We start from the raw sequence: 12614 nt of genomic DNA on the forward strand, positions 1-12614 counted from the left end.
GGGCATCAATGGGCGTATGTGGCATAGCGTGAATAAACTCCCACGGAGGGTTGTGGGTGGGTTTACAGGGGCAGTTGCACCACGCGAGCCAGGGCACGCATCTCGGGTGTGAGGGTTCGGCGCTTGCGTACCAGCCGATCCAAAGTCTCCTTGGCGTAGCGCTGTTGGGCCAGCCACTCCGGTGCTTCCTGCTGGAGCTTCCACAGGGTTTCCACCGCCTCGGTGTGCTGTCGCATCCGCTCCTGGGCGTGCGCGACATCCAGAAGGTGGCGCCGGTGATCGTTCGTGGAGTTCGAGGGAATGGATGCGGCGAGGGCGAGTACCTGATCCGGCCGGTCGGTGATCGTTGCGTGTTCCGCCTGTTTGCGGGCGATGGTTGGTGAACCGAAGACCTTCCTCAACGGGTCGCCTTTCACCCGGCGTTCTCCGGTGCCGATGGCTGTGGCGGCGGCCTTGGCGTACCGCAGCGCGGTGCGGGCCTCTCCGTCCCGGTTGTCCCGCGAAGCGGCGGCGGCGGCCCGAAGCAGCAACCATCCCCAACCCGCCAGGTCCGCCGGGGAAGCCCGCGTCAGTCGGCGGGGCTCCAACTCATCCGCCCAGTAGACGGCTTTCTCCCGGGCCTCAGCCAGTCGGCCCCGCCGCAGCAGGGACCAGCACCATGTACTCACGGCGGTCGCTCGCTGTGGTGTGGACTCCGTGTATCCCAGCGTTTGGTCCAGGAGTTGTTCGGCGGTATCGAATTGCCGATGCTGAACGAGCACGCTGCCGACCACCAACATCACGTGGGTGTGCAGCTCCCGTTCGGCCGGGTCCAGGTCCGTCACCACGCGCGCGTCCCGGATCAGGGCGGGCAGCACCTCGGTCAGCTCGGTGTATCTGGCATGACTGTTCAGCGTGAGAGCCCCGTCGAGGGCCTGGCGGACACCCTCCGGCGTGGGTTCTTCCGGGAGATCCGGAGCGTCGTCGGTGACGAGAGCGCGGCGCACGGGCAACCACCGGTCGGTGGTCTCCTCGGTCGGGCCGTTCTCGGGCCCGGAAGCGACCAGGCGCGTGGTCGATACGTGCAACGCCGCCGCGATCTTCCGGACGGTCTCCAGCCGGGCGTCCTGCCGTTCGCCCTGTTCCAGCTTCGAGATCAACGAGAAGGACACCCCGCTGAGAGCGGCCAACTCGCGTTGGGTCAGGCCCGCCAACTTCCGGGCTCGTTGGATGCGTTCCCCAAGATTCGTACCGGCCATGGTGGAATGGCTCCCGTTCTACCGGCTTGCAGGTCGCACACATGACGGTACTCCCGGTTATCGGGCGAGCCAACGGCTGTTGCTCCGTCCTCGGGGAAGTGAGGGTCGCGGGCCCGGTCGTCTTCTCCAGGCGCGGCAAGGCGCTTGGCTTCGGAGGTCTCCGTGGGAGGGCCCCGGAGAGCGGAAGTGTCGATCTTCTGTGCGGAGACGGGTGCGCAGCCGTATCGCCAGCCGTGCTCCTCCTTGAGGAGCGCCGGGAGAACGGTGCTCCTCGGAGTACGCTGAGAGCGCTGGATTTCAGCGACTCTCCGGGGTTTCGTGCACTACCGGAGGTCTGCTGAAAAATCGGTCGCCGGGACCGCGACTCGACTGTGCCTGACCTGGACCTTCACAATGGGGTCCTCATCATCCCTGTGAGGGGTACCAACCCCTGGCGCTGGCCGGCTACAACGCCGGCTGGGGGTCCTCATCATCCCTGTGAGGGGTACCAACCCCTGGCGCTGGCCGGCTACAACGCCGGCTGGGGGTCCTCATCATCCCTGTGAGGGGTACCAACCTGAAAATCACCGTCCGGGCCGACGGTCGGGCCCTCGTGTCCTCATCATCCCTGTGAGGGGTACCAACTTCGCGCCGATCTCCGCCACCTTCAGGCGGGCCCGGCCCGTCCTCATCACCCCTGTGAGGGGTACCAACGGGGTGACGGGGCGCTGAAGATACGCCGCCAATTCGTCCTCATCACCCCTGTGAGGGGTACCAACGACGTGGCGATCCACCTGCGGTAGGCGGTGTGCGGGGGTCCTCATCACCCCTGAGAGGGGTACCAACTCCAGGATCTCCGGCAGATCCCGCATCTGTCCGGAGGGTCCTCATCACTCCTGTGAGGGGTATGGCCTATCCACCGGGTGGTGCGTCGGGTGGTTGGGAGCGAACCGTTCGTTGCCGGTGGCGTTGTTCAGGGGAACGTGCGCCGCGTTGGTGGCCATGGCGGGACGCAGGGGAGTGGGATGCGGGCGGATGTGCGGCAGGTCGCGGAGGGCACCTATCTGGTGCACGGCAGCAACACCAACTGGGTCATCCTCACCGAGGGCGGGGAGATGACCCTGATCGACACCGGTTATCCCGGTGACCGGCAACGGCTGCTGGGTTCGCTCGCCGAGGTGGGCGGCTCACCGGAGCGGGTGACGGCGGTGCTGATCACCCATGCCCACAGCGACCACCTCGGATCGGCCGAGTACCTGAGGGCCCGGTACGGCACGCCCGTCCTGATGCACGAGGCCGAGGTGCCGCACGCCCGCCGGGACTTCCTGCACCAGGTGTCGATCGGCACGGTCCTGCGCAACGCGTGGCGGCCGGGCGTGCTGCCGTGGGCCGTGCACGCGCTCCGTTCCGGCGGGACGGCCCGGCTGCCGGTGGCCGAACCGGCGCCGTTCCCTGGGCCCGGTCCGCTGGACCTGCCCGGCCGGCCGGTCCCGGTGCACACCCCCGGACACACCAACGGGCACTGCGCCTACCACCTGCCGCACCTCGGGGTGCTGGTCTCCGGTGACGCGCTGGTGAGTGGCCACCCGACCTCCCGCCACCGGGGTCCGCAACTGCTGCCCGGCATGTTCCACCACGAATGGGACCGGACGGTGGCCTCGTTGGACGTCCTGGCAACCCTTGACGGCGATGTCCTGCTCCCCGGGCACGGCCCGGTTCACCACGGTTCGCCGGCCGAGGCCGCCCGGTGGGCGCGGTCGCTCGCGAACGCGGGCCGGCGGGCGGCCTGACGCCTTCGCGGAACGCCACCGGGCCACCACTCCCGGGCCCCACCGCCGGGCCGCTGCCTCGGCGTGCCTTTCGCGGCTCGCTTTCGTCGCCCTCCACCGCCCCGGCCGCGAACGGCTGCCGCGCGTGCCCGCGCGGGCGGTTGGTGAGGCGTTCCCTCTCGAACCGGGGGCGTGGGTGAGCCCCGCTGCCGCGAACCCGCCGCCGGCGGGCAGCGGTTCGACCGTCTCCCGAGTGCCGTGGCCGGGGCGGCTCCGGGCGGCATCGGGGTGACGGTCCCCTCCCCATCGCCGACCGTGGGCCGGTCGTCGGCCGGTCTGTCGCTGCCGGGGCGGGACGGCCGCCCTGCCCGCGCCCCGCCCCGCCCCCGGTGGAGCCGGGGAAAGCGCCATCACGCGGGGAGGGGGCGCCCGTTCGGCAACCGATGTGCCGGCGGAAATGCGCCGGTGACAGCCCTGATCCTCCTCATGAACGGCGTCAGCGGGACAGCGGGTGGAGGACTCGGGCATACGTCCGGTTCGCATGGGCAGGCGAGCAGAAGCATGCAGGACGGAAGTCCCGTCGTGAAGCGGTCTTCCCCGGGTGACAGGCGGAGGGATGAGCTCCACGGATAACAAGAGCGACAGCGAACAAGAGGACGGAAAGCGCGTGGATATATCCACCGCGATGCGACAAGCCACCAAACAGCTCTCGGAGTTGCTCCAGTGCGCGCCGGGTTCCGTTTCGGCGGTGAAACCGGCCGAGGACGGCTGGACGGCCGATGTGGAAGTGGTCGAGTTGGAAAAGATCCCGGACACCATGAGCGTCATGGCCTCCTACCGGGTACAGCTCGACCCTCAGGGTCAATTGGTGGGGTATGAGCGGATTCGTCGCTACGCGAGGGGACAGATCGATCGTCGCTGAAGCCGTCGTCCAACGAAGCAAGAACCACCGGAAGGGGTTCCCATGACACTCGTGCAGCAGAGCAACGCGACGTCCAGTGGGGGCGGTTCGGGAAATCTCTACGATGTTCTCGAACTCATTCTGGACCGAGGGCTGGTCATCGACGCGTTCGTCCGCGTGTCCCTGGTCGGCATCGAACTTCTCAAGATCGATGTCCGGGTGGTGGTCGCCAGTGTCGACACCTACCTGCGATTCGCCGAGGCGTGCAACCGGCTCGATCTGGAATCCGGAAAGCAGGCGCCGACCCAGCTCCCCGATTTGATGGGGGAGATGACGGAGAACGGCGCCAAGGGAAAGTCGAAGGGCGCGCTGAGCGGGGCCGTCGAGGCCTTCAGTGAATCGCTCCAGGGAAAGAGCGATGAAAAGGAGGAGGAGCCCCGAAAGCGTCCCGCGCGCAAGTCCACCTCCAGCCGCCGTCAGGCCCAGCGAGACGAGGAGTAGTAGTGCCCACCTATGTCTACGCCGTCACCGGAGCCGATCACCCGTTGCCCCTGGAAGGGCTCGACGGTGTGGGGGACCCGCCCTCGGCGTTGCGCGCCCTGCGGACCGACAAGCTCGTCGCCGTGGCCGGCGACGCGCCCGCCGGGCTCAGGGCGAAGCGCCGCGACCTCATGGCGCATCAGGGTGTCCTGGAGGCGCTCATGCGCGAGGGGGCGACCCTGCCCATGCGCTTCGGCCTGGTGGGGGCCGATGACGAGGAGGTCATATCCGCCCTGGAGCGGGAGGCCGACACGTACCGCGAGCGGCTGAAGGAGCTGGACGGCCACGTCGAGTACAACCTGAAGGCTGTCCGCGACGAGGCGGATCTCCTGCGGGAGATCATGACCGACTCCCGGGAGATACGGGAGCTCAACGAGCGGACCCGTACGGGCGACGGCGGTCACGACGAGCGCGTCACGCTCGGAGAGCTGGTGGCGCGCGAGGTGGCGGAGCGCCACCGCAGGGAAGCCGAGGAGCTGACGGAGCGGCTCGCCCCGGCCGCCACCCGTAGCTCCTCCGGCGAGGTCGGGGCGGAGCAGTTCCTGAACCTCTCCTTCCTCGTGCCCCGGGACGGCACCGAGGCCTTCGTGGCAGCCGTGCAGCGGGAGGCCGATCGGTGCGGGGACTTCTACACGTTCACGCTGACCGGTCCGCTGCCGCCGTACAGCTTCGTGTGAGATCCCGAACCCGACCGACTGCCGGGCACGGAGGTGACGTGCGGCCATGGGCCTCATCACCGGACTCCTGACCCTGCCGCTGGCGCCCGTGCGGGGGACGGCCTGGGTGCTCGACCAGGTCGTCCTCGCCGCGGAGCGCGAGTACTACGACCCCGGGCCGGTGCGCGCCCAACTCGCCGAGCTGGAGCGTGAGCTCAACGAGGGGCTCATCGGAGAGGAGGAGTTCGACCGGCGCGAGGACGAGCTGCTCGACCGGTTGGACGAGATCGAGGCGTACCGGCGGAACACCGGAAACCAGACCTGACCAACAGCCACCGCAGTGTTACGGGGCTGAACCCCGAGGTGATCGCACATGACGAAGAACGCCGGCATAGGCGTGGCTCTGGTAGGGGGATACCTGCTGGGGCGTACGAAGAAGGCCAAGCTCGCCATCGGGTTCGGCATGTTCCTGCTCGGGAAGAGGCTCGACCTGGATCCCCGGCAGATCGCCAGGAAACTGGCGGACTCGGAGCTTGTCGGCTCCCTCAACTCGCAGGTCCGCGGGGAGCTCGTCGAGGCCACCAGGAGCGCGGCCACGGCGGCCCTCACCCAGCGGGCCGGCCACCTGGCGGACACGCTGAACCAGCGCACCCGGGCCCTCGGTGAGGGCGCCGGGGGCGAGGAGGAGCGGGAGGACGCCAAGGGCGGCGGGGACGCCGAGGAGGCCCAGGACGCCCGGGACACCGAAGAAGACACCGAGGACGCCCGGGACGCCGAGGAGTCCGAGAAGGGCGGGACGGCTCGGAAGAGCACGGCGAGCGGAGGAAAGCGGAAGTCGACTTCCCGGCGGACGACGACGTCCTCCGGTTCCAAGTCCTCCTCGTCCTCCACCAAGTCGCGGACCTCCTCCGGCGGCAGGCGGGCAGGGGGCACGAGCAAGTCCTCGACCCCCGCACGCAAGCGCACCTCCTCCACCACTCGCAAGTCCCGGGGAGGCGACGATGAGTGACTCCGCATCGACCGGCTTCAAGGACGACGTCCTGAAGAACCCGGCCACCGACCGTCTCAGGGAAGAGCTGGGGAACTACCTGCGCGCCCGCGCCGAGCACACGGTGACCCGACTGGGGAGCCGGCTCGGCGAGGGGGTCTCCAAGCTGGCCGAACCGGGTGTTCGGCGGGGCAAGGAGCTGCTCGACGGCTCGGGCGGGGACGGGGAGGGCGGCGGTGGCGCCAAGACGCCCGGCCGCGCTCTCCTCGGCGCGGGTGCCTCCCACCTGAAGGACATGGTGAAGGACAAGGTCGGGGGAGCGCTCGGCAAGGGCGGCAAGGGTGGCGGAGGCGGCGGGGGTGGCAAGTCGAAGAGCGTCACCATCGTCGAGGACATCGATGTCGGGGTGCCGGTCCGCGAGGCGTACGACCAGTGGACGCGGTTCCAGGAGTTCAGTTCGTTCGCCAAGGGCGTCGTGAGCGTGGAGAAGGTGGACGACACCTCCAGCAACTGGAAGGTGAAGGTCGCCAAGTCCACCCGCAGCTGGAAGGCGAACGTCACCGAGCAGGTGCCCGACGAGCGGATCGTCTGGACCACGGAGGGCGCCAAGGGAACCGTCAAGGGCGTCGTCACCTTTCACGCCCTCACCGACGACCTCACGCGCGTCCTGCTGGTCCTGGAGTACTTCCCCGGCGGGGTGTTCGAGAAGGTCGGGAACATCTGGCGCGCCCAGGGGCGCCGGGCCCGTCTGGACCTGAAGCTCTACCGCAAGTTCATCATGATGCGGGGGGAGGCGGGCGACGGCTGGCGCGGTGAGATCCGTGACGGTGAGGTCGTCGCCGACCACGAGGACGTCGTCCGGGAGGAAGAGGAGCGCGCGGACCAAGAAAGCTCCGAGGACACCGAGGCGCGCGACGACGGGGAACCCGACGAGGAATCCGAGGGAGAGCCCGAGGAGGAACTCGACGAGGAGCCCGCTCCGGACGACCGGTACGAGGACGAGGACGAACCGGTCGAGGACGACGGGGAGGAACAGCCCGGCGACGGGCCCGAATCCGAGTACGAGGACGAGCCCGAGTACGAGGACGAGGCCGGGGACCCGGAGGACGACGACCTCGTGGAGGAGGGCGACGAGGACGTCGACGCGGAGGAGGGCGACGAGGACGTCGACGCGGAGGAGGGCGACATCGAGGACGAGGAGGGGGACGAGACGGAGCCCTCCGACCGCGGGGAGCGTGCCGAAGCCGCCGACCGATGACGCCGGCGACCGGCGTACCGACAGCACAAGGAGAGGGATGAGAAACCGTGTCGGACTCACTGGCCGGCCGGATGCCGGGGCCGCCGCGTAACGCGGCCCCGGCGTACGGACAATCCGGCTCGTCGGCCAACCTCGCCGACATCCTGGAAAGGGTGTTGGACAAGGGCGTCGTCATCGCGGGCGACATCCAGATCAACCTGCTCGACATCGAGCTGCTCACCATCAGGCTCCGTCTCCTGGTCGCCTCGGTCGACAAGGCGAAGGAGATGGGCATCGACTGGTGGGAGCACGATCCCTCGCTCTCCTCGCGGGCCCGCCCCGCGCACCGGTCCGCCTCTCCCGGCGGGCGGCGTGAGGCCCTGGCCGAGGAGAACGAGCGGTTGCGCGCCGAAGTGGCCCGCCTGCGTGCGGCGGGCGGACTTCCCGAGGCCGAGCACACCGACGCCGAGCACACCGACGAGGACTCCGGGCACGGCGAGGCCGAAGCGGTGCCGGAGGGCCGGGAGGAGAGACGGTGACCACTCCATCGCATGTTCCCGCCGGCGTGCCGGCGGCGGCCGGGGACGAGCTGACGTACGTCTACGCAGTGGGCCGCGACGGTCCGGCCCTGCGGGCGGTCGCCCCCCGCCTGGCGGGGGCGGACGGCGGCCCGGTGCGCGTGATCGGCGCGGACGGGTTGGGCGCGCTGGTATCCACGGTGCCCGCGGACGCCTTCGGCGAGAGCGGTCTCGCCACGCAGCTGGAGGACCTGGCCCGGCTCGAGGCCATCGCCCGCGCCCATCACTCCGTGATCGACGCCGCGTTCGGCGAGGCGCCGCCGATCCTGCCCATGCGGCTGGCGACGGTCTACCTGGACGACGCGCGGGTGGGTGCCGTGCTCACGCGCCGGCACGTCCATTTCCGGGAGCTGTTGGACCGGTTGGAGAACCATGTGGAGCTGGGGGTGAAGGTCTACGCCGACCCCCGCGCGGTCGTCGGGACGGCCTCGGTCGCCGCGACGGGCACCCCGGCCGGTCAGACCCCGGGAGCCGGGGCCGGCCGGGCCTACCTGCGGCAGCGCCGGGCGCAGCAGCGCGGCGGTCGGGCCGCGCACCGGGCCGCGGCCGAGGTCGCGGGCCGGGTGGCGGAGGTGGCGGGCGGCGTGGCGGTCTCCCGGGCGGTCCACCGCCCCCAGCAGGGGCAACTGGCAACGCACTCCGGCGTGAACGTGGCGAACGAGGCGTACCTCGTCCCGGTGGAGCACGCCGACCGGCTGCGTCAGGGGTGGCACGCCCTGGCCGAGGACGAGCCCCGGGTGTCGGTCGAGGTGACCGGCCCGTGGGCGCCCTACTCGTTCACAGTCTCCGCGGAGGCCCCGGAGGGCGGTGGGAACCCGTGAGCACGGAGCTCCTGAGCGGGGTTCTCGGCGAGGACGAGGCCGCCGGGGGCCCGCCCGTCGCCCTGATCGACCTCCTCGACCGACTCCTGAACGGCGGCGCGGTCCTCACCGGGGACCTGGTCCTGTCCATCGCCGACGTCGACCTCGTCCACATCAATCTGCGGGCGGTGATCCGTTCGGTCACCGGTGAGGAACCGGCGCCGTGGTGACGCCCACCGCCCCGGGACCCCGGCATTCCACACGAGACGAGGAGCACCGGCGATGACCGACGACGAACAGACCCGGGCGGGAGGGACGGAACCCGATGCGGCGATCGCCGAGGCGGCGCGCGCCGCCGCCGGGGCCTTCGGTCTCGTCCCCGCCCGTGAGGGGGAGGGCGGGCCCTCCGCCCTCGCCCAGCGGCTGCACACCGACCCGGACACGGTGGAGCGGGATCTCATGAAGCTGGTCCTCACCATCGTGGAGCTCCTCCGGCAGCTCATGGAACGCACCGCTCTGCACCGGGTCGACCGGGGGGATCTGAGCGAGGCGCAGGAGGAGCGCATCGGCATGACGCTGATGATCCTCCACGAACGCATGGGTGAGCTGTGTGACCGCTACGACCTGACGATGGACGACCTCAATCTCGACCTCGGGCCGCTCGGTTCCCTGCTGCCGCACAACGGTGGCTGAGCGGGCGACGCCCACGGGTTCAGCCGAACCACCGCAACGAAGAAGGGAAGAAGGAGGACACGATGAGCACCGACAACACCAATAACAAGGACAGCGAGAACAAGAGCACCGGCAACAAGAGCACCGAGAGCAAGAGCACCGGGAACGGGAACACCGGGAACAAGAGCACCGGTAACTCCTCCCGGAACGGGAACGGGGGCGACTCCGTCCGGAAGAAGGCCGGCGCGGCGGCCGGTAAGCGGGCCGAGGCGGCGGCCGGGCGAGCGCGCTCCGCGAGCAAGGACGCCAAGGACTCGGCGGCCGACAGCGCGGAGGCGGCCGGTGAGAGCGGCCGGGGCGTCGGACACGCCGCCGCGGCGGGCCTTCGGAGCGGACAGCAGGCGTTGGCCGCCAACGCCGGGAAGGCGACGGCCGTGGCCGGCACGGCCTGGACCGTCGTCAAGCAGAGGAAGGCCATCGTCGCCGGAGCGGCCGCGGGGGTCGCCGGTGTCACGGGCGCCGCGTTCGCGATCGGACGCTCGACGGCCAAGCCGCCGATGGGTCCCCTGACCCGGCTGGCGCGCGGTCGCATCTGAGCGACGCAACGGGCCGCCGTGCCCCGGCTCGCCCCGGGCGCGGGGTCCCGAGCCGGTCGGGGCACGGTGCTCTCCGCTCTCCCGTCGCCTTCGCGGCCCCGGGAGAGCGGAGAGCGCCGTGCCCTCGTGCCGGCGCGCCCCGTCCCCGCCCCCCGGTCAGTCGGTGGAGGTCCGGGTGGGAGTGCCGTTGACGGCGGTGGAGGAGGGGACGGAGCCGTTCCCGCCGCCGGGTGGGGTGAGGTCGGCGGCTCGCACGGGCTCGCCGGGGAGGTAGGTGACCACCCTGGCGGCCTCCGCCGTTCCCGGGCGGCTCGGCGCGGATTCCGCCCGCGGGGCGAGGGAATCCGCCGCCCCGAGTGACTCGGCCAACCCGATCGACTCGACCGCGCCGTCGGGACCGCCCGCCGCGTCGGCCGCGGGGGCGGGTTCGCCGAGTTCGAACCAGGTGGTCTTGCCGTCCCCGCGCGGGTCCACGCCCCAGGCGTCGGAGAGGGACTCCATGAGCAACAGCCCTCGCCCCGAGGAGGCCAGCTCCCCGGGTTCGCGCCGGTGGGGCAGTTCGTCGCTGGTGTCGGTGACCTCCACCCGCAGCAGCCGTTCGCCCATCGGCCCGCTCAGTTCGGCGACCACCATGGCGTCGCTGTCGGTGTGCACGAGGACGTTGGTCAGCATCTCCGAGAGCATGAGCACCGCGCCGTCCACCTGTTCGGGGTCGGACCAGTCGCGCAGCAGGCCGGCGAGTTGATGGCGGGCCTCGGCGATGCGGGCCGGTTCGGCCTGGTCCACGGTGAGGACGGTGCGGCGCAGCGCCCGGGCCCCGAGGGGGGCGGGGCGGCGGAGCATCACCAGGGCGATGTCGTCCTCGCGGCGGTCGGTGAGCGGGCCGGTGAGCCGGTGGGAGGAGGGGCCGTGGACGGCCTCGACGACGGAGTCGGCGAGTTTCTCCAGGTCCTCGACCGGCCGGCTCTCCAGGATCGCCCGCAGGCGTATCCAGCCGGTGTGCAGGTCGTGGCCGCCGGTCTCCAGCAGGCCGTCGGTGCACATCAGCAGCACCTCCTCCGGTTGGAGGGAGATGCGGGTGGTGGGGTAGGCCCAGTCGTCGATGACGCCGAGCGGGGGGCCGCCGGCTGTGGGGCGCAGGGCGGTGGAGCCGTCGGGTAGTCGTACGGCGAGGTCGGGGTGTCCGGCGCGGGCGACGTCGAGGGTGCCGGTGCGCGGGTCGACCTCGAGGTAGAGGCAGGTGGCGAAGCGGGGGTCGGTGCCGGTGGAGACGCCGCAGAGGAAGCGGGAGGCGCGGGAGAGGACCGCGTCGGGTCTGTGGCCCTCGGAGGCGTAGGCGCGCAGCGCGATGCGCAGTTGCGCCATGATCGCCGCCGCTCGTACGTCGTGGCCCTGGACATCGCCGATGACCAGGGCGAGGCGTCCGGAGGGCAGGGGTATGACGTCGTACCAGTCGCCTCCGATCTGGAGGCCGCCACCGGTGGGGACGTAGCGGGTGGTGATCTGCACACCGGGGACCTCGGGATTGCCGAGGGGTGCCATGGTGTGTTGGAGGTCGGCGGACAGTTCCCGCTCGGACTCCAGGGTGTGGGTCCGGGCGAGAGCCTGCGCGAGCATGCGTGCCACGGTGGTCAGCACCGATCGTTCGTCGGGGGTGAAGGAAACCCGGTCGGGGAATCCGGCGAGCCAGGCGCCGAGGGTTCGGCCCCCGGCGATGAGCGGGAGGTAGGCCCAGGACTTGCGGCCGAAGCCGCGCACGACCTGCCAGGCCTCGGGAAAGCGCCTTTCGTATTCGGCGGGGGAGTGGATGTACAGGGCGCGGCCTGTGCGGATGACCTCGGCGGCGGGGTAGTTGGAGCCGACGGTGAGGCGGAAGAGGCGTTTGACGCGGGCCTCGTCCTCGGGGGTGGTCACGGGGTAGCCGTGGTACCCGAGAACACACAGGCGTTCGCCCTCGGTGCCGAAGACGACCAGACCGTTGGGGGTGAAGCCGGGCAGGGCGAGGCGGCCGGCGACGCGCAGCACCTCGCCGGTGGTGCGGGCCTCGGCCAGGGCGCGGCCGGCGTCGAGGAGGAACGCCTCGCGGGCGAGACGCCAGTCGCCGGAGCGGCGGCCCTCCTCGCAGGGGATCTCCTCCACCTCCTCGATCAGGCCGCTGAGGGCGAAGTCGCCGTTGTCGCCCTTCGAGCGGATCCTGGCGCGGAGGGTGCGCAGCAGGTGGCCCTTGCGGGCCATGACCCTGAACCGGACCTCGGCGGTGCGGTTCTCGGCGGCGGCCATGCCGGCGACGCGGTGCAGGTCGATCCAGTCCTCCACGTGCACCCGGCCGCGCATGGCGGTCTCGCTGAGGGTGGTGGGGCGGGGCGGGAGACCCATCAGTCGGGCCGCGACGGTGTCCAACGTGACGAGACCCGTGGCGTGATCCCACTGCCACAGGCCGGTGTCCACGGCGGTCAGTACATCGGCGGAACGCATTTGTCTCACCATATGCACACATTCGGGCGTTCGGCGAGCAGGGGGAAGGGTAAAAAGGAGGTGGGTTTCAAGCCGGCCCCGGGGAGATGACCTGTCGCGGCCCGGATTGACCACTCGGGGTGATCGTCCGGATGTGAGGCGTGATCGTTCGGGAGTGGGGGCGGCCCCCCGGCGCTTCCGGTGGG

General features: G+C 70.8%; 14 protein-coding genes and 1 CRISPR repeat array. Of the genes, 12 read left to right on the top strand and 2 right to left on the bottom strand.

The window, feature by feature from the left end; translation table 11 throughout:
• Positions 1-62 precede the first annotated feature (62 nt).
• Positions 63-1238: a helix-turn-helix domain-containing protein gene (locus FNQ90_RS03525; RefSeq protein WP_182604914.1), complete on the bottom strand. Its 1176-nt coding sequence runs from the start codon at positions 1236-1238 to the stop codon at positions 63-65.
• A gap of 398 nt (positions 1239-1636) precedes the next feature.
• A CRISPR array of direct repeats spans positions 1637-2130; the repeat unit is 30 nt; unit sequence GTCCTCATCATCCCTGTGAGGGGTACCAAC.
• A 112-nt stretch (positions 2131-2242) separates the two neighbouring features.
• Here FNQ90_RS03525 and FNQ90_RS03530 point away from each other — a divergent pair.
• From FNQ90_RS03530 to FNQ90_RS03585, 12 genes are all read left to right on the top strand, one after another.
• Entirely contained in the window at positions 2243-3007 is a 765-nt protein-coding gene (locus tag FNQ90_RS03530; protein ID WP_182604915.1) for an MBL fold metallo-hydrolase, read from the top strand.
• Between the two features lie 595 nt (positions 3008-3602).
• Positions 3603-3908, top strand: coding sequence for a gas vesicle protein GvpO (locus tag FNQ90_RS03535; RefSeq protein ID WP_143616739.1), 306 nt, complete (start codon positions 3603-3605; stop codon positions 3906-3908).
• Positions 3909-3950: 42 nt separating this feature from the next.
• A complete protein-coding gene (locus FNQ90_RS03540; protein ID WP_182604916.1) occupies positions 3951-4388 on the top strand; it encodes a gas vesicle structural protein GvpA in 438 nt (145 codons plus the stop codon).
• 2 nt (positions 4389-4390) lie between these two features.
• Positions 4391-5104 carry a GvpL/GvpF family gas vesicle protein gene (locus tag FNQ90_RS03545; RefSeq protein ID WP_182604917.1) on the top strand — a complete coding sequence of 238 codons (714 nt, stop codon included), beginning with the start codon at positions 4391-4393 and terminating at the stop codon, positions 5102-5104.
• 46 nt (positions 5105-5150) lie between these two features.
• Positions 5151-5408, top strand: a complete 258-nt coding sequence (locus FNQ90_RS03550) for a gas vesicle protein GvpG (protein ID WP_143616745.1) — start codon at positions 5151-5153, stop codon at positions 5406-5408.
• A 48-nt stretch (positions 5409-5456) separates the two neighbouring features.
• Entirely contained in the window at positions 5457-6092 is a 636-nt protein-coding gene (locus FNQ90_RS28020; RefSeq protein ID WP_182604918.1) for a hypothetical protein, read from the top strand.
• Positions 6085-7329: an SRPBCC family protein gene (locus FNQ90_RS03560; RefSeq protein ID WP_182604919.1), complete on the top strand. Its 1245-nt coding sequence runs from the start codon at positions 6085-6087 to the stop codon at positions 7327-7329. The genes FNQ90_RS28020 and FNQ90_RS03560 overlap by 8 nt, the downstream gene beginning before the upstream one ends.
• A gap of 71 nt (positions 7330-7400) precedes the next feature.
• Complete coding sequence (locus tag FNQ90_RS03565) at positions 7401-7847, top strand: gas vesicle protein (protein ID WP_228470828.1); 447 nt, start codon at positions 7401-7403, stop codon at positions 7845-7847.
• Complete coding sequence (locus FNQ90_RS03570; RefSeq protein WP_182604920.1) at positions 7844-8707, top strand: GvpL/GvpF family gas vesicle protein; 864 nt, start codon at positions 7844-7846, stop codon at positions 8705-8707. The genes FNQ90_RS03565 and FNQ90_RS03570 overlap by 4 nt, the downstream gene beginning before the upstream one ends.
• Entirely contained in the window at positions 8704-8916 is a 213-nt protein-coding gene (locus FNQ90_RS03575) for a gas vesicle protein (RefSeq protein ID WP_143616753.1), read from the top strand. Before FNQ90_RS03570 ends, FNQ90_RS03575 begins: the two co-directional genes overlap by 4 nt.
• A 52-nt stretch (positions 8917-8968) precedes the next feature.
• Entirely contained in the window at positions 8969-9379 is a 411-nt protein-coding gene (locus tag FNQ90_RS03580; protein WP_182604921.1) for a gas vesicle protein K, read from the top strand.
• A 62-nt stretch (positions 9380-9441) separates the two neighbouring features.
• Entirely contained in the window at positions 9442-9954 is a 513-nt protein-coding gene (locus FNQ90_RS03585; RefSeq protein WP_182604922.1) for a hypothetical protein, read from the top strand.
• Positions 9955-10110: 156 nt separating this feature from the next.
• Here FNQ90_RS03585 and FNQ90_RS03590 read toward each other — a convergent pair whose 3' ends face one another.
• A complete protein-coding gene (locus tag FNQ90_RS03590) occupies positions 10111-12429 on the bottom strand; it encodes an ATP-binding SpoIIE family protein phosphatase (RefSeq protein WP_182604923.1) in 2319 nt (772 codons plus the stop codon).
• Positions 12430-12614 lie beyond the last annotated feature (185 nt).

It is taken from the genome of Streptomyces alkaliphilus (assembly GCF_014141535.1).
Lineage (GTDB): Bacteria > Actinomycetota > Actinomycetes > Streptomycetales > Streptomycetaceae > Streptomyces > Streptomyces alkaliphilus.